The following is a 17,339-nucleotide window of genomic DNA, read 5'->3' as shown; positions in this document are numbered from 1 at the left end:
GTTCTGATTATTTTTATTGAATATTAATTAGTGATATCGCGGATTAATTGCTGCTGCATTTTTTTACGATTATCAATTTCAACCACGATTTCTTTGAATTTTTTATCCGTGAGCGGATAAAACCAGATAATGACGAATGCCAGCAGCATAAATCCGCAAGGTACTAAGGCAATTGATGTGCGGATGCCCATAATAACTTCCGGCGTTTGCACCTGATTGGCAATATATCCGCTTAATCCCAAAATAAAGGCAGGAATTGAACCTCCGATTGCCTGACCGCATTTACGGGTAAATGAGAATAGTGAATAGGTGAGCACTTCTATTCGCACGCCGGTCAGGTATTCACCGTATTCTACAGTATCAGCTTCCAGTGCCCACATCACGGTCATGGTAACGCCCTGACCAATTGAAGCGATGGCCAACGCAACCAACGCCACCGGCAGTGACCAGACCGAAACCCAAAAGAACAGCAGATAACCGCAGGTTCCCAGCAAAGCGCCAATCAGGAAGGTATTCTTTTTACCGATCCTCGCGACCATCCCCGGCACCAGCGGTGCCGATGCCACAGTACCGACCAGGTTTTGCACCAGTACCAGCACAGTAAACAGCCCGGTATCATTTAACACATAGCGCACGTAGAACAACGACGAGGCGCTAACCGCGAAGGTCGAAATCAGCACACACAGCGCACCGATGCACAACATAAACAGCGGGCGATTCCGTTTCAGGGTTTGCAGACTGATCTTCAATGACGGCTGCGCCACGATACGTACCACATTCTCACGTGTCGATTTGAAGCAGATGAAGTAAAGCACCATTCCGGCAATCGCCAGCACAATCGTCCAGAAATGGTATACCGACACCATCTCTTCCGGACTGGAGTTCTTAATGCTCGGTCCTATCAGAAATGCCAGACAGACAAAGGTCAATGAAGCGGCAATCCCGCGAGCCGCGCCCAGACGGGCGCGGGATTGTGGTTGTTGGGTCATTGCGGTAGCAAGTGAACCATAAGGAATATTCACCAGGCTGTAGCAAAGCCCGAGGCCCATGTAGGTCAAATATGCATACACAACTTTGCTGCTATGGCTCCAGTCGGTCGGCACCCAGAATACCAGCACACTGAAGATCATTAACGGCGCAGTACCGAAGAGTAAAAACGGGCGGAATTTTCCCCAGCGGGTATTCACACTGTCCACCACTCGTCCGGCAAAGACGTCGGCGAAGGCATCGAATACCCGCACCAGTAACAGCATGGTGCCCGCCGCAGCGGCACCGACGCCAGCGACGTCGGTGTAGTAACTCAACAGGAAGAGCGCCCCCATTGCGAAGGCGAAGTTATTGGCGACGTCACCGAGGCTGTAGCCGACGATGGTGCGCCAGGAGAGTTGTTGATTCATTGTTTGCCTCCCTGCTGCGGTTTTTCACCGAAGTTCATGCCAGTCCAGCGTTTTTGCAGCAGAAAAGCCGCCGACTTCGGTTTGCGGTCGCGGGTGAAGATCCCTTTCTTGTTACCGCCAACGCGCAATATGCCTTGTGAGGTCGCAAAATCTGCGAAATTCCATACCTGTTCACCGACGACGGCGCTGACGCGATCAAAGACGCGGTGATACATATCCAGCCATGCACACTGATACTCTTCACTCCACATGTCGGTGTACATTGAGTGCAGCCCGGCTAACGTATCCACGCCGTATTCGGTGATGATAATCGGCTGATGCAGTTTCTCCTGCCAGGCCAGAAGTTCTTTTTCCAGTACCTTCTCTGCCGTTTCCAAATCGCCGCTTTGGACATACCAACCGTAATAACGGTTCAGGCACAGCACATCAAAGAGATCGCTGATGGTATCGGTGTGAGCGTCGCAGAACATTACATTGACGCAGGTGATCGGACGCGTCGGGTCGAGTTTACGCGTTGCTTCCGCCAGTGGCGCGAAATATTCTCGTGCACCTTGCGGACGGGTATCCGGTTCGTTGGCAATACTCCACATCACCACGCTTGGGTGGTTTTTGTCACGCGCAATCAGCTCTTTAATCGCCTGTAAGTGCGCCTGCTGAGTTTCCCCGTTGACTGCCTCTTCGCTGTACAGTTCTTTCGGCTTGTTGCCCGCTTCGAAACCAATGCCTAAAGAGAGGTTAAAGCCTACAGCTGCAGTTTCATCAATCACCACGATGCCATGTTCATCTGCCCAGTCGAGCATCTCTTCAGCGTAAGGGTAATGCGAGGTACGGTAGGAGTTGGCCCCAATCCAGTCCATTAATGCGTGATCGTGCACCATCAGCACGTTATCGAATCCTTTGCCACGCAAATCCGCATCTTCATGACGACCAAAGCCAGTAAAATAGAACGGTTTGTGGTTAATCAGGAATTGCTCGCCCTTCACTGCCACTGACCGGATGCCGACGCGCAGCGGGTAGATATCACACTCTGTCTGGCTTTTGGCTGTGACGCACAGTTCATAGAGATAACCTTCACCCGGTTGCCAGAGGTGCGGATTCACCACTTGCAAAGTCCCGCTGGTGCCTTGTCCAGTTGCAACCACCTGTTGATCCGCATCACGCAGTTCAACGCTGACATCACCATTGGCCACCACCTGCCAGTCAACAGACGCGTGGTTACAGTCTTGCGCGACATGCGTCACCACGGTGATATCGTCCACCCAGGTGTTCGGCGTGGTGTAGAGCATTACGCTGCGATGGATCCCGGCATAGTTAAAGAAATCATGGAAGTAAGACTGCTTTTTCTTGCCGTTTTCATCGGTAATCACCATTCCCGGCGGGATAGTCTGCCAGTTCAGTTCATTGTTCACACAAACGGTGATACGTACACTTTTCCCGGCAATAACATACGGCGTGACATCGGCTTCAAATGGCGTATAGCCGCCCTGATGCTCCATCACTTCCTGATTATTTACCCACACTTTGCCGTAATGAGTGACCGCATCGAAACGCAGCACGATACGCTGGCCCGCCCAACCTTTCGGTATAAAGACTTCGCGCTGATACCAGACGTTGCCCACATAATTACGAATATCTGCATCGGCGAACTGATCGTTAAAACTGCCCGGCACAGCAATTGCCCGGCTTTCTTGTAACGCGCTTTCCCACCAACGCTGATCAATTCCACAGTTTTCGCGATCCAGACTGAATGCCCACAGGCCGTCGAGTTTTTTGATTTCACGGGTTGGGGTTTCTACAGGACGTAACATAAGGGACTCCTCATTAAGATAAAAATACTGGTCAACCTTTAATCTGATTAGTTAACCAATTCTGTGTTGCACACAGTTATCTGTGAGAAACCCATGGAAGAGAAATGGAAATAAAAAGAACTGACACCGCGATCAAAAAACCAAAAACTGCAATACCCACAGCGTGATATAGATCGCATTAATCTTTAAAACGGCGTTGACATAAGACACAAAATAAGCAACCGAACGTTCGTTCGAGCGTATTGGGAACGATAAACTCTCATGACATATGGCTACAGTGAATATTTTGGGGGGAATTCTCCGAACCCGGGAAGGATGATTTTTGCACAGAGAAATTACGATATGAAACGCGGGCTCAGTTGTCACCAGCCCGCGGAAAGAGAGAGAGGATCAGGATGCGGTTAAGATACCGCCAATCATCGCGCGTAATCCCTGAGCAAACGACGCTTCACGCGCCAGATCTTCCGCTTCGATATCGGCCAGTACACCGTAGGTCAGATCCAGCAGTAAACGTGAAGTCATTGCCGTGTTGATGTCTGGGCTTATTTCGCCTTTTTGCTGGGCATCACGCATCCGCTGGGCAACAAATTCCGTGATCGTCATATGTTTATTTTTAAGCATGGCGGCGACCTGTGGGTTACGCATCCCTTCCGCCATAATTTCGACCACCAGCGCCCGTTGTCCAAAGGCTTCATGGGTGAGAGAGACAATAGACTCGACCATATAGTCAACGAAATGAATCCCTTCAATCGGTTCCCGGAAACGGGCCAGCGCCCTCTCCTGGTCCTGTAAGATAATCGCCTGAATCAGGGCTTCTTTGGAGATGAAATGGTGATAGAGCGTCCCGGGACTAATGGCGCAAGATTTACAGATGGCTTTCATCGAGGCACTGTGAAATCCATTTTCTGAAAAAATCTCTCTGGCAGCATTGAGGATCCGGGTCCGTGTCGGTTGTGCTTCAGTCTGCATGTTATCCATCATAAAACCATTATAGTTAGCGTGAATAACTAGTTTACCGCGTTGTCAGGTGAGCGCCTATCATTGCTGTTGAATAGTGCGAAGGCACACTCTATTCGTATACTTTTTACTCGGAAATTGGTTAACCAATAGCCGTGATTTGGCTGCCAGTTATTTAGCTGAGACGTTGATGAGTTTATCCCGGTAAACAACACGCACGGTTGTTTACCGGTCCGTTAGTGTATTAATTGAGCTCCTGTACCCCACCACCGGAGACGGTGAGAATTTGTCCGCTTACCCAGCTGGCTGCAGGCGAGCAAAGGAACAGCGCCGCGTTAGCAATATCTTGCGGTTGGCCCAGACGTCTAATCGGTGTGTGCTGTAACATTTTTTGTTCAATTTCAGGTGTAATAACGGATTTCAGGGCATCGGTTAATATTGCCCCCGGCGCAATGCCATTCACCCGAATATTTTTTTCACCCAGGTCAAACGCCATGTTTCTGACCAGATGACTGGCCGCAGCTTTAGATGATGCATAGGAGGTCATGTTTATATTTTTATTTTCTGCCGCCATAGAAGTAATGGTCAGAATAACGCCACCGCCATTTTTTTCCATTTCTGGCGCAACAAGTTGTGACAGATGGAAAAAAGAAAATACATTCAGTTCATAAGCGCGGCGAAAATCTGCCATTGGCATATCAAACGGTTTAGGACCACCGCCACCGGCGTTGTTAACCAGGATATCAACTTTACCCAGCTTACTGACGGCAAAGTCTGCCAGTGCAGAGAGTTCCTGTTCGGAAGTAATATCACAACAGCAGGCAAATGCCTGACCACCCAGTTGTTGAATTTCATCTACAACATGGTTAGCTGCGTCGGCGTTAATATCACTGACCACCACAGATGCGCCAGCTGTCGCGAATGTAATGGCAATTTCTTTACCAATACCTGCACCGGCACCTGTGATGATGGCACATTTTCCGTCGAGTCTCAGGTTGTCAGAATTAAACACATAAACCTCCTGTGAACTTCAGTAAAAATAAAAGGCACCGCCTGTGTGCCACATTTTTTATCATTAACCTTGAGGAAAGGACACTACCAGGTATAGCAGATAAAGAGAGGATTATTTCGGCGCAATGAGCCGGGCGGGAATAATAAGATTGCGTGAATGCGCCTCTTCACGAGTGATTTTTTGCATCATGCGATCCGCAAGTGTGGTACCAAGTTCCCGCGCTGGCGTGCTGGCCCAGGTAACAGGTATATCATCAAGTGTGGTTGGCGTTGCATCGGTAAATGCCGCCAACGAAACCTGTTGTTCAAAGTAACGATCGACTCCGCTTTCCCCGCTTTGCCGCCCTGCTTTCAGCAAACCAAACCATGCCCCCATCGCAATAGTTTCGTTATAGCAAACCACAGCACTGATGGTCGGGTTATGACGTAAAAGCGCCGTGATAGATTCCGCGGCTTGCTTCTGGCTGGAAGAGCACTCCAACACCCAATCGCTGTGAAACGGCAGGCCAAATTTTAGTAGAGTTGCACAATAGCCCCCCACCCGTTCTGCCCGGGTTAATGAGGAACTTTGCCCTCCCAGCCAGGCGATACGCTGATGCCCATTGCGAATGAGATGCTCCGTCAACAACTGTGCAGCCTGCATGTTGTCCGGGCGAACCGTATCAACATCATCAAGATAACTGGCACGGGAAGCGAAAATCACCGGGATAGCTTTTTCTTCTGCCATCCGTCGCAGGTCATCGCTGCTTCCTGCAGCCCCGGCAATTACCACACCATCGACACCCTGATTCAGTAACAGTGAAAACCGCTGTGCCAGCTGCTCGCCGTCTTTACCGCCGTGAAGCAAAAAAACCATCCGTCCCTGCGCTTCCAGAGCTTCCGTCAATCCGGCCGTTAATTCGGCGTAAAACGGCGCAGATAAATCACGGACGATCAAACCAATGACGCCGCTTTGCCCGCCGCGCAGCGCCGACGCCTGACGATTGCGCACAAATCCCAGCTCTTCAATGGCGGCGTTAACGCGTTCTCCTGTGGCGGTAGAGATTCGCCCTTTGCCACTTAGCACCAGCGAAACGGTACTTACCGACACGCCCGCAGCCAGCGCAACATCATGAATGGTTATTTTTTTGGCGGTAGCCATGCAGATGACCTACTCCCTGATTATGTGACAGATAAAACGTTTTACCTTTTATTTATCTTATACCCGCTATTATCGTTGCGTAATGTGATTTATGCCTCACTAAAATTTGATAAAACGTTTTATCTTCTCGCGCAATTTACTGAATCCAGATTGTTCTCTACGAGGAGTCGTTTTATGACGGCGAAAACAGCACCGAAAGTCACGCTGTGGGAGTTCTTCCAGCAGTTAGGCAAAACCTTCATGTTACCCGTGGCATTATTGTCGTTCTGCGGCATTATGCTCGGCATTGGTAGTTCCCTTAGTAGCCACGATGTCATCACCCTAATCCCGGTCCTGGGCAACCCCGTGTTGCAGGCTATCTTTACCTGGATGAGTAAGATTGGCTCGTTTGCTTTTAGTTTCCTGCCAGTCATGTTCTGTATCGCCATCCCGCTGGGCCTGGCACGCGAAAACAAAGGCGTAGCGGCGTTCGCTGGCTTCGTCGGTTATGCGGTAATGAACCTCGCGGTAAACTTCTGGTTAACCAATAAAGGCATTCTGCCAACCACAGACGCCGCCGTTCTGAAAGCCAATAACATACAGAGCATTCTTGGGATCCAGTCGATCGATACCGGGATCCTCGGTGCGGTGATCGCCGGTATTATCGTCTGGATGCTGCATGAGCGATTCCATAATATCCGCCTGCCGGATGCGCTGGCATTCTTCGGCGGTACGCGCTTCGTACCAATCATCTCCTCGCTGGTGATGGGCCTTGTCGGTCTGGTGATTCCATTAGTCTGGCCGATTTTCGCCATGGGTATTAGCGGCTTAGGCCATATGATCAACAGCGCGGGTGATTTCGGACCGATGCTGTTTGGTACCGGTGAACGTCTGCTGTTGCCGTTTGGTCTGCATCACATTCTGGTGGCATTAATTCGCTTTACCGACGCAGGCGGCACGCAGGAAGTCTGCGGTCAAACCGTCAGCGGCGCACTGACCATCTTCCAGGCGCAATTGAGTTGCCCGACCACTCACGGTTTTTCTGAAAGCGCCACGCGTTTCCTTTCGCAAGGTAAAATGCCTGCGTTTCTCGGCGGCCTGCCAGGTGCAGCGTTAGCTATGTATCACTGCGCGCGCCCGGAAAATCGCCATAAAATTAAAGGTCTGCTTATTTCTGGCCTGATCGCCTGTGTCGTTGGCGGCACGACCGAACCGCTGGAATTCCTGTTCCTTTTCGTAGCGCCAGTTCTGTATGTCATCCACGCGCTGTTAACCGGCCTCGGCTTCACCGTCATGTCTGTGCTCGGCGTCACCATCGGTAATACCGACGGCAATATCATCGACTTCGTGGTGTTCGGTATTTTGCATGGTCTGTCAACCAAGTGGTACATGGTGCCAGTGGTGGCGGCAATCTGGTTTGTCGTTTACTACGTCATCTTCCGTTTCGCTATCACCCGCTTCAATCTGAAAACCCCGGGGCGCGATAGCGAAGTTGCCAGCTCAATCGAAAAAGCCGTTGCCGGTGCGCCGGGTAAATCAGGTTACAACGTTCCGGCAATCCTCGAAGCCTTAGGCGGTGCCGACAATATTGTCAGCCTCGATAACTGCATTACCCGTCTGCGTTTGTCTGTGAAAGATATGTCGCTTGTTAATGTGCAGGCACTGAAGGACAATCGGGCAATTGGCGTAGTACAACTTAATCAACATAACCTGCAGGTTGTTATCGGGCCACAAGTTCAGTCAGTAAAAGATGAAATGGCCGGTCTGATGCATACTGTCCAGGCATAAGGATAAGATATGTTCGATTTTTCAAAGGTCGTGGATCGTCATGGCACATGGTGTACGCAGTGGGATTATGTCGCTGACCGTTTCGGCACTGCTGACCTGTTACCGTTCACGATTTCAGACATGGATTTTGCCACTGCCCCCTGCATTATCGAGGCGCTGAACCAGCGCCTGATGCACGGCGTGTTTGGCTACAGCCGCTGGAAAAACGATGAGTTTCTCGCGGCTATTGCCCACTGGTTTTCCACCCAGCATTACACCGCAATTGATACGCAGTCGGTGGTGTATGGCCCTTCTGTTATCTACATGGTCTCGGAACTGATTCGTCAGTGGTCTGAAAAAGGTGAAGGCGTGGTGATCCACACACCCGCCTATGACGCATTTTACAAGGCCATTGAAGGTAACCAGCGCACTGTAATGCCCGTCGCTTTAGAGAAGCGGGCTGACGGCTGGTTTTGCGATATGGGCAAGCTGGAAGCCGTGTTGGCGAAACCAGAATGTAAAATTATGCTCCTGTGTAGCCCACAGAATCCTACCGGGAAAGTGTGGACGTGCGATGAACTGGAGATCATGGCTGACCTGTGCGAGCGTCATGGTGTGCGGGTTATTTCCGATGAAATCCATATGGATATGGTTTGGGGCGAGCAGCCGCATATTCCCTGGAGTAATGTGGCGCGCGGAGACTGGGCATTGCTAACGTCGGGATCGAAAAGTTTCAATATTCCCGCCCTGACCGGTGCTTACGGGATTATAGAAAATAGCAGCAGCCGTGATGCCTATTTATCGGCACTGAAAGGACGTGATGGCCTTTCTTCCCCTTCGGTACTGGCGTTAACTGCCCATATCGCCGCCTATCAGCAAGGCGCGCCGTGGCTGGATGCCTTACGCGTCTATCTGAAAGATAACCTGACGTATATCGCAGATAAAATGAACGCCGCGTTCCCTGAACTCAACTGGCAGATCCCGCAATCCACTTATCTGGCCTGGATTGATCTACGTCCGTTGAATATTGACGACAACGCGTTGCAAAAAGCGCTTATCGAGCAAGAGAAGGTCGCGATCATGCCGGGGTATACCTACGGTGAAGAAGGTCGTGGTTTTGTCCGTCTCAATGCCGGGTGCCCGCGTTCGAAACTGGAAAAAGGTGTGGCTGGATTAATTAACGCCATCCGCGCTGTTCGCTAACCCCAATTGCGCAACGTAAAAAATCGTTGCGCAATCGTGGATTTTTACCCTGCTTTGTTTTTATAATGGTGCGCACTTTTATATCCAGAAAAAGAGTGCGACCATGATTGATACCACCCTGCCATTAACTGATATCCATCGCCACCTTGATGGCAACATTCGTCCCCAGACCATTCTTGAACTTGGCCGCCAGTATAATATCTCGCTTCCTGCACAATCCCTGGCAACACTGATTCCCCACGTTCAGGTCATTGCCAACGAACCCGATCTGGTGAGCTTTCTGACCAAACTTGACTGGGGCGTTAAAGTTCTCGCCTCTCTTGATGCCTGTCGCCGCGTGGCATTTGAAAACATTGAAGATGCATCCCGTAACGGCCTGCACTATGTCGAGCTGCGTTTTTCACCGGGCTACATGGCAATGGCTCATCAGCTGCCTGTAGCGGGTGTTGTCGAAGCGGTGATCGATGGCGTATGTGAAGGTTGCCGTACCTTTGGTGTGCAGGCGAAGCTTATCGGCATTATGAGCCGGACCTTCGGTGAAGCTGCCTGTCAGCAAGAGCTGGAGGCCTTTTTAGCCCATCGTGACCAGATTACCGCACTTGATTTAGCCGGTGATGAACTTGGTTTCCCGGGAAGTCTGTTCCTTTCTCACTTCAACCGCGCGCGTGATGCGGGCTGGCATATTACCGTCCATGCAGGCGAAGCTGCCGGGCCGGAAAGCATCTGGCAGGCGATTCGTGAACTGGGGGCGGAACGTATTGGACATGGCGTAAAAGCCATTGAAGATCGGGCGCTGATGGATTTTCTCGCCGAGCAGCAAATTGGTATTGAATCCTGTCTGACCTCCAATATTCAGACCAGCACCGTGGCAGAGCTGGCGGCACATCCGCTGAAAACGTTCCTTGAGCATGGCATTCGTGCCAGCATTAACACTGACGATCCCGGCGTACAGGGAGTGGATATCATTCACGAATATACCGTTGCCGCGCCGGCTGCTGGGTTATCCCGCGAGCAAATCCGCCAGGCGCAGATTAATGGTCTGGAAATGGCTTTCCTCAGCGCAGAGGAAAAACGCGCACTGCGAGAAAAAGTCGCTGCGAAGTAACAAAAATGGATGGTGCTAATTGCACCATCCTCTTTTCACGCAAGGCACAGCGTCGCGCGATGTTTGGCGGATTCGATGCCCAGCTCAATCAACTCCATTACCTGGATTGCCTGACTTGCCGGAACCGGATTTTCACCATCGCCATTTAACGCATCACGAATAGCCGCATAGTAAGCCGGATAATTCCCTGGTACTGTCAACAGCGTTTCTTCGACACGTTCCTCACCTTCCACGCGGGTAAGTACGCCATCACGCATATCGTAGCCCCAGTCTTCCTGCGGCAGACGCTCGCCATTTTTCAGACGTTCTTCCTGTGGATCGAGGCCATATTTCACATAACTGCCTCGGGATCCATGCACGATATAACGTGCTGACTCAGCGGCTGCCAGCATGGTGCCGTGTAAAATGACTCGCCGCTGCGGATAGGACAAGATGGCGTGGAAATAATCGGTCGACTGCGCTCCGGGCCGTAACTGTGCCAAATCTACCGTCATGCTAACCGGTAAACCAAATAGCGTAATGGCCTGATCAAGAAGGTGCGGTGCTAAATCGTACCAGATACCGCTGCCAGGGCCGCCCTGTTCACGCCAACGATCGCGCACCTGCGGACGGAAACGGTCAAAATGAGACTCAAAGTAAGCAACTTCACCCAGTACGCCTTCCGCGAGCAAACCTTTTAGCGTCAGGAAATCGCTATCCCAGCGACGGTTATGGAATACAGACAGCACACGCCCCAGGCTTTTTGCCAGCGCTTCCAGCTCTCGCGCTTGTGACAGTGTCACGGTAAAGGGTTTATCAACGACCACATGTTTACCCGCCTCAAGCACCGCTTTGGCTAACGGGAAATGGGTATCGTTGGGTGTAGGGATGACAATCAGGTCTATGTTGGGATCGTTAAACAGATGCTTCGGCTCAGAGACAACCGTAACCGTTGGCCAGTCGGCTTTTACTTTTGTTTCATCGCTGCTGGAGATTACCGCCAGTTCCAGCCCGGGCGTGCCCGCAATCAGGGGCGCATGGAAGGTTTTGCTCGCATAACCATACCCAATCAACCCAACACGGATGTTGTCGCTCATGTCATTGCCTCTCATTGAAGTATGATGGCTATTTGACACTATCCTTTACCCTCGCTCAACAGTTTAATAACCTGCCAGCAATAAGGGATGTTGTTTAACTTAAGTCAAAAAAATAGCGAATTTTCCAACGACAAAAGCTAAATATCGCAAAAACCTCAGTAAAAATCTTGCTGGAGCTATTATTGCTAAGTAACATTTACCCCCTGAAGTTAATGGATCAATCAACAGAGATGTGGGCTGTAATGAATCGTCTTATTGAATTAACAGGTTGGATCGTTCTTGTCGTTTCAGTCATTCTTCTTGGCGTGGCGAGTCACATTGACAACTATCAGCCACCTGAACAGAGTACTACGGTACAACACAAGTAAGCTCTGCGCTTGTAGAGCGACATGCTGCCCGTCCGGGTGCATGTTTTCACTTGTCGGATATTAAACCAGGAATTTATTATCTTGTTCGATGTTGTTGGTGATTGTCAGAGATAGTAAAGCGCGTTACTCTTTTCAGAGCAGTTTTTCATCCCTGAATATTTGCCATCAGCGCATTCTTATTATTGTAATAACACAAGCGTTCACTTTTGGTGAAATTTTATCATCACTAATAATACCTACCCCTTTGGTATTAATTATTTTATGGACCTTTTATGACTGTTCAGGACTACTTATTAAAATTTCGCAAAATCAGTTCACTCGAAAGTTTGGAAAAACTCTACGACCATCTTAATTACACCCTGACGGACGATCAGGAACTGATCAATATGTATCGTGCTGCCGATCACCGTCGCGCAGAGCTGGTTTCTGGCGGGCGTTTGTTTGACCTCGGCCAGGTACCGAAGTCCGTCTGGCACTATGTCCAATAAAGAAAGTAGCGATCGGTTATAAAAGCCTTATAATAACGCCCCTAAAATTAGATTTGCCTGTTTGCGTCGCTATTCTGGAGAACCTATGACCACCACAACGCCACAACGTATTGGAGGCTGGTTGCTTGGCCCATTGGCCTGGCTTTTAGTCGCTCTGTTAAGTACGACGCTGGCGTTGTTGCTGTATACCGCTGCGTTATCTTCTCCGCAAACATTTCAAACGCTCGGCGAACAAGCACTGACGACACAAATCTTATGGGGCGTTTCTTTTATTACCGCTATCGCCATGTGGTATTACACACTGTGGTTGACCATCGCTTTCTTTAAACGTCGGCGTTGTGTTCCTAAACACTATATTATCTGGCTGCTTATTTCCGTATTGCTGGCAGTAAAAGCGTTCGCTTTTTCACCCGTGGAAGATGTCATAGCCGTTCGCCAGTTACTGTTTACTTTGTTGGCAACCGCATTGATCGTCCCCTATTTTAAACGCTCGTCGCGGGTGAAAGCGACGTTTGTGAATCCGTAATAACCTTACAGTTAACCTGTTGTCGCCTGCTCTGGATTAACGGATAATAGGCGGCTTTTTTATTTCAGGCCGAAAAATGACTGACTACCTGTTACTGTTTGTCGGAACTGTACTGGTCAATAACTTTGTACTGGTCAAGTTTCTCGGTCTCTGTCCGTTTATGGGGGTTTCCAAAAAGCTGGAAACCGCGATGGGCATGGGGCTGGCTACAACGTTTGTGATGACGCTGGCGTCTATTTGCGCCTGGCTTATCGATACGTGGATTTTGATCCCGCTTAATCTGATTTACCTGCGCACCCTGGCGTTTATTCTGGTGATTGCTGTGGTTGTGCAGTTCACCGAGATGGTGGTGCGCAAAACCAGCCCGGTGCTTTACCGTCTGCTGGGGATTTTTTTGCCGCTTATCACCACCAACTGTGCAGTGCTCGGCGTGGCGTTGCTGAATATCAATCTCGGGCACAATTTCTTGCAGTCGGCGCTGTACGGTTTTTCCGCCGCTGTCGGTTTCTCGCTGGTGATGGTGCTTTTCGCCGCCATCCGCGAACGCCTTGCTGTGGCTGATGTCCCGGCACCTTTTCGCGGTAATGCCATTGCGTTAATTACCGCAGGTCTTATGTCTCTGGCCTTTATGGGCTTTAGTGGTTTGGTGAAGTTGTAATGAATGCTATCTGGATTGCCGTTGCCGCCGTGAGCCTGCTGGGCCTGGCGTTTGGCGCCATTCTGGGTTATGCCTCCCGCCGTTTTGCGGTGGAAGACGATCCGGTCGTTGAGAAAATTGACGAAATCTTACCGCAGAGCCAGTGTGGTCAGTGCGGTTATCCCGGCTGTCGCCCCTACGCGGAAGCCATCAGCTGTAACGGTGAAAAAATTAACCGCTGCGCCCCAGGTGGCGAAGCTGTGATGCTAAAAATTGCTGAGTTGCTTAATGTCGAGCCACAGCCGCTGGATGGCGAAGCGCAAGAGCTAACGCCTGCGCGGATGGTGGCGTTTATTGATGAAAATAACTGTATTGGCTGCACTAAATGTATTCAGGCGTGTCCGGTAGACGCCATCGTTGGTGCTACCCGCGCCATGCATACGGTAATGAGTGATCTCTGTACGGGCTGCAATTTATGTGTTGATCCGTGCCCGACGCACTGCATCTCGTTGCAACCGGTTGCAGAAACACCTGACTCCTGGAAATGGGATCTGAACACCATTCCCGTGCGTATCATTCCCGTGGAACACCATGCTTAAGTTATTCTCTGCATTCAGAAAAAATAAAATCTGGGATTTCAACGGCGGCATCCATCCACCGGAGATGAAAACCCAGTCCAACGGTACGCCCCTGCGCCAGGTACCACTGGCGCAGCGTTTTGTCATACCACTGAAACAACATATTGGCGCTGAAGGTGAGTTGTGCGTTAGCGTCGGCGATAAAGTACTGCGCGGCCAGCCGCTTACCCGTGGACGCGGCAAAATGCTGCCAGTTCACGCGCCCACCTCGGGTACCGTTACGGCTATTGCGCCCCACTCTACGGCTCATCCTTCAGCTTTAGCTGAATTAAGCGTGATTATTGATGCCGATGGCGAAGACTGCTGGATCCCGCGCGACGGCTGGGACGATTATCGCTCTCGCAGTCGCGAAGAGTTAATCGAGCGTATTCATCAGTTTGGTGTTGCCGGGCTGGGTGGTGCGGGATTCCCGACAGGCGTTAAATTGCAGGGCGGCGGAGATAAGATTGAAACGTTGATTATCAACGCTGCTGAGTGCGAGCCGTACATTACCGCCGATGACCGTTTGATGCAGGATTGCGCGGCTCAGGTCGTAGAGGGTATTCGCATTCTTGCGCATATTCTGCAGCCACGCGAAATTCTTATCGGCATTGAAGATAACAAACCGCAGGCGATTTCCATGCTGCGCGCGGTGCTGGCGAACTCTCACGATATTTCTCTGCGGGTGATTCCAACCAAATATCCTTCTGGCGGCGCTAAACAATTAACCTACATTCTGACCGGGAAGCAGGTTCCACATGGCGGGCGTTCATCCGATATCGGCGTATTAATGCAAAACGTCGGCACTGCTTATGCAGTGAAACGTGCCGTTATTGATGGCGAACCGATTACCGAGCGTGTCGTGACCCTGACTGGCGAAGCAATCGCACGCCCGGGCAACGTCTGGGCACGGCTGGGTACGCCAGTGCGTCATTTATTGAATGATGCCGGATTCTGCCCCCCTGCCGATCAAATGGTGATTATGGGCGGCCCGTTAATGGGCTTTACCTTGCCATGGCTGGATGTCCCGGTCGTAAAGATTACCAACTGTCTGTTAGCTCCCTCTGCCAATGAACTTGGCGAATCACAGGAAGAACAAAGCTGCATCCGGTGTAGCGCCTGTGCTGACGCCTGCCCTGCGGATCTTTTGCCGCAACAGTTGTACTGGTTCAGCAAAGGTCAGCAACACGATAAAGCCACCACGCATAACATTGCCGACTGCATTGAATGTGGGGCTTGCGCGTGGGTTTGCCCGAGCAATATTCCCCTGGTGCAATATTTCCGTCAGGAAAAAGCTGAAATTGCGGCTATTCGTCAGGAAGAAAAGCGCGCCGCAGAAGCCAAAGCGCGTTTCGAAGCGCGCCAGGCTCGCCTTGAGCGCGAAAAAGCGGCTCGCCTTGAACGACATAAGAGCGCAGCCGTTCAACCTGCAGCCAAAGATAAAGATGCGATTGCTGCCGCTCTGGCGCGGGTGAAAGAGAAACAGGCCCAGGCTACACAGCCTATTGTGATTAAAGCGGGCGAACGCCCGGATAACAGTGCAATTATTGCAGCACGGGAAGCCCGTAAAGCGCAAGCCAGAGCGAAACAGGCAGAACTGCAGCAAACTAACGACGCAGCAACCGTTGCTGATCCACGTAAAACTGCCGTTGAAGCCGCTATCGCCCGCGCCAAAGCGCGCAAGCTGGAACAGCAACAGGCTAACGCAGAGCCAGAAGAACAGGTCGATCCGCGCAAAGCCGCCGTCGAAGCCGCTATTGCCCGTGCCAAAGCACGCAAGCTGGAACAGCAACAGGCTAACGCAGAGCCAGAACAACAGGTCGATCCGCGCAAAGCCGCCGTCGAAGCCGCTATTGCCCGTGCCAAAGCACGCAAGCTGGAACAGCAACAGGCTAATGCCGAGCCAGAACAACAGGTCGATCCGCGCAAAGCTGCCGTCGAAGCCGCTATTGCCCGTGCCAAAGCGCGCAAGCTGGAACAGCAACAGGCTAACGCAGAACCAGAAGAACAGGTCGATCCGCGCAAAGCGGCCGTCGAAGCGGCTATTGCACGCGCCAAAGCACGCAAGCTGGAACAGCAACAGGCTAACGCAGAACCAGAAGAACAGGTTGATCCGCGCAAAGCGGCAGTTGCCGCGGCTATTGCCCGCGTTCAGGCCAAAAAAGCCGCCCAGCAAAAGGTTGTAAACGAGGACTAAATGGTATTCAGAATAGCTAGCTCCCCTTATACCCATAACCAGCGCCAGACATCGCGCATTATGCTGTTGGTGTTGCTCGCAGCCGTGCCAGGAATCGCAGCGCAACTGTGGTTTTTTGGTTGGGGTACTCTCGTTCAGATCCTGTTGGCGTCGGTCAGTGCTCTGTTAGCCGAAGCTCTCGTACTCAAACTACGCAAGCAGTCGGTAGCCGCAACGTTGAAAGATAACTCAGCATTGCTGACAGGCTTATTGCTGGCGGTAAGTATTCCCCCCCTCGCGCCATGGTGGATGGTCGTGCTGGGTACGGTGTTTGCGGTGATCATCGCTAAACAGTTGTATGGCGGTCTGGGGCAAAACCCGTTTAATCCGGCAATGATTGGTTATGTGGTCTTACTGATCTCCTTCCCGGTGCAGATGACCAGCTGGTTACCGCCACATGAAATTGCGGTCAACATCCCTGGTTTTATCGACGCCATACAGGTTATTTTCAGCGGACATACCACCAGTGGTGGTGATATGAACACGCTACGCTTAGGTATTGATGGCATTAGTCAGGCGACACCGCTGGATACATTTAAAACCTCTGTCCGTGCCGGTCATTCGGTTGAACAGATTATGCAATATCCGATCTACAGCGGTATTCTGGCGGGCGCTGGTTGGCAATGGGTAAATCTCGCCTGGCTGGCTGGCGGCGTGTGGTTGCTATGGCAGAAAGCGATTCGCTGGCATATTCCCCTCAGCTTCTTAGTAACGCTGGCGTTATGCGCAACGTTGGGCTGGTTGTTCTCACCAGAAACACTGGCATCACCGCAAATTCATCTGCTGTCTGGTGCGACTATGCTCGGCGCATTCTTTATTTTGACTGACCCGGTTACTGCTTCTACGACCAATCGTGGTCGTCTTATTTTCGGCGCGCTGGCGGGTTTATTAGTCTGGTTGATCCGCAGTTTCGGCGGCTATCCTGACGGCGTGGCTTTTGCCGTCCTGCTGGCGAACATCACGGTTCCTCTGATCGATTACTACACGCGTCCGCACGTCTACGGCCATCGCAAAGGGTAAACC

Annotated in this window: 16 protein-coding genes; 10 read left to right on the top strand and 6 right to left on the bottom strand. The window is 51.2% G+C overall.

The features are described 5' to 3' along the window. Positions 1 to 23: 23 nt before the first annotated feature. The 5 genes from uidB to malI all read right to left on the bottom strand — a co-directional run bounded on the left by uidB (position 24) and on the right by malI (position 6,314). A complete protein-coding gene (gene uidB / locus ACJHYR_RS00755; protein ID WP_072837381.1) occupies positions 24 to 1,397 on the bottom strand; it encodes a glucuronide transporter in 1,374 nt (457 codons plus the stop codon). Next, on the bottom strand, positions 1,394 to 3,205 hold the full coding sequence (uidA, locus tag ACJHYR_RS00750) for a beta-glucuronidase (RefSeq protein WP_000945913.1): 1,812 nt from the start codon (positions 3,203 to 3,205) through the stop codon (positions 1,394 to 1,396). The genes uidB and uidA overlap by 4 nt, the downstream gene beginning before the upstream one ends. 390 nt (positions 3,206 to 3,595) lie before the next feature. Next, the gene (gene uidR / locus ACJHYR_RS00745; RefSeq protein ID WP_000969092.1) at positions 3,596 to 4,186 is read right to left on the bottom strand and encodes a DNA-binding transcriptional regulator UidR; all 591 of its coding nucleotides are present in this window, start codon (positions 4,184 to 4,186) and stop codon (positions 3,596 to 3,598) included. 220 nt (positions 4,187 to 4,406) lie between these two features. Beyond that, positions 4,407 to 5,174 (bottom strand): 7-alpha-hydroxysteroid dehydrogenase, encoded by a 768-nt coding sequence (hdhA, locus tag ACJHYR_RS00740; RefSeq protein ID WP_000483344.1) that lies wholly within the window; start codon positions 5,172 to 5,174, stop codon positions 4,407 to 4,409. A gap of 111 nt (positions 5,175 to 5,285) precedes the next feature. Next, positions 5,286 to 6,314 carry a mal regulon transcriptional regulator MalI gene (gene malI, locus ACJHYR_RS00735; protein ID WP_072837382.1) on the bottom strand — a complete coding sequence of 343 codons (1,029 nt, stop codon included), beginning with the start codon at positions 6,312 to 6,314 and terminating at the stop codon, positions 5,286 to 5,288. A 174-nt stretch (positions 6,315 to 6,488) separates the two neighbouring features. On the opposite strand from malI, the gene malX reads away from it, so the two are divergent. The 3 genes from malX (at position 6,489) to add (ending at position 10,368) form a co-directional block, all read left to right on the top strand. Next, the gene (gene malX, locus ACJHYR_RS00730) at positions 6,489 to 8,081 is read left to right on the top strand and encodes a PTS maltose transporter subunit IICB (protein WP_000125609.1); all 1,593 of its coding nucleotides are present in this window, start codon (positions 6,489 to 6,491) and stop codon (positions 8,079 to 8,081) included. Between the two features lie 9 nt (positions 8,082 to 8,090). Continuing rightward, positions 8,091 to 9,263, top strand: coding sequence for a bifunctional maltose regulon transcriptional repressor/cystathionine beta-lyase MalY (gene malY, locus ACJHYR_RS00725; RefSeq protein WP_001599940.1), 1,173 nt, complete (start codon positions 8,091 to 8,093; stop codon positions 9,261 to 9,263). Between the two features lie 103 nt (positions 9,264 to 9,366). Then, complete coding sequence (add, locus tag ACJHYR_RS00720) at positions 9,367 to 10,368, top strand: adenosine deaminase (protein ID WP_000567475.1); 1,002 nt, start codon at positions 9,367 to 9,369, stop codon at positions 10,366 to 10,368. A 35-nt stretch (positions 10,369 to 10,403) separates the two neighbouring features. Here add and ACJHYR_RS00715 read toward each other — a convergent pair whose 3' ends face one another. Then, entirely contained in the window at positions 10,404 to 11,444 is a 1,041-nt protein-coding gene (locus tag ACJHYR_RS00715) for an oxidoreductase (RefSeq protein WP_001587102.1), read from the bottom strand. A 242-nt stretch (positions 11,445 to 11,686) separates the two neighbouring features. On the opposite strand from ACJHYR_RS00715, the gene blr reads away from it, so the two are divergent. From blr to rsxD, 7 genes are all read left to right on the top strand, one after another. After that, on the top strand, positions 11,687 to 11,812 hold the full coding sequence (gene blr / locus ACJHYR_RS00710; RefSeq protein WP_001296096.1) for a division septum protein Blr: 126 nt from the start codon (positions 11,687 to 11,689) through the stop codon (positions 11,810 to 11,812). A gap of 272 nt (positions 11,813 to 12,084) precedes the next feature. Beyond that, complete coding sequence (ydgT, locus tag ACJHYR_RS00705; protein WP_000217950.1) at positions 12,085 to 12,300, top strand: transcription modulator YdgT; 216 nt, start codon at positions 12,085 to 12,087, stop codon at positions 12,298 to 12,300. 85 nt (positions 12,301 to 12,385) lie between these two features. Further along, on the top strand, positions 12,386 to 12,826 hold the full coding sequence (locus ACJHYR_RS00700) for a DUF2569 domain-containing protein (protein WP_001587103.1): 441 nt from the start codon (positions 12,386 to 12,388) through the stop codon (positions 12,824 to 12,826). Between the two features lie 76 nt (positions 12,827 to 12,902). Continuing rightward, on the top strand, positions 12,903 to 13,484 hold the full coding sequence (rsxA, locus tag ACJHYR_RS00695; RefSeq protein WP_000133193.1) for an electron transport complex subunit RsxA: 582 nt from the start codon (positions 12,903 to 12,905) through the stop codon (positions 13,482 to 13,484). Continuing rightward, entirely contained in the window at positions 13,484 to 14,062 is a 579-nt protein-coding gene (rsxB, locus tag ACJHYR_RS00690) for an electron transport complex subunit RsxB (RefSeq protein WP_000991806.1), read from the top strand. Before rsxA ends, rsxB begins: the two co-directional genes overlap by 1 nt. Then, positions 14,055 to 16,277: an electron transport complex subunit RsxC gene (gene rsxC / locus ACJHYR_RS00685; protein WP_332214323.1), complete on the top strand. Its 2,223-nt coding sequence runs from the start codon at positions 14,055 to 14,057 to the stop codon at positions 16,275 to 16,277. Before rsxB ends, rsxC begins: the two co-directional genes overlap by 8 nt. Continuing rightward, the gene (gene rsxD, locus ACJHYR_RS00680) at positions 16,278 to 17,336 is read left to right on the top strand and encodes an electron transport complex subunit RsxD (RefSeq protein WP_410233034.1); all 1,059 of its coding nucleotides are present in this window, start codon (positions 16,278 to 16,280) and stop codon (positions 17,334 to 17,336) included. The last annotated feature ends 3 nt before the right edge of the window (positions 17,337 to 17,339 follow it).

The organism is Escherichia sp. WS1450, assembly GCF_046487395.1.
Taxonomy (GTDB): Bacteria; Pseudomonadota; Gammaproteobacteria; order Enterobacterales; family Enterobacteriaceae; genus Escherichia; species Escherichia coli.
The sequence above is the reverse complement of the archived record's forward strand: the minus strand, read 5'-3'. Positions and strand labels throughout refer to the sequence as shown.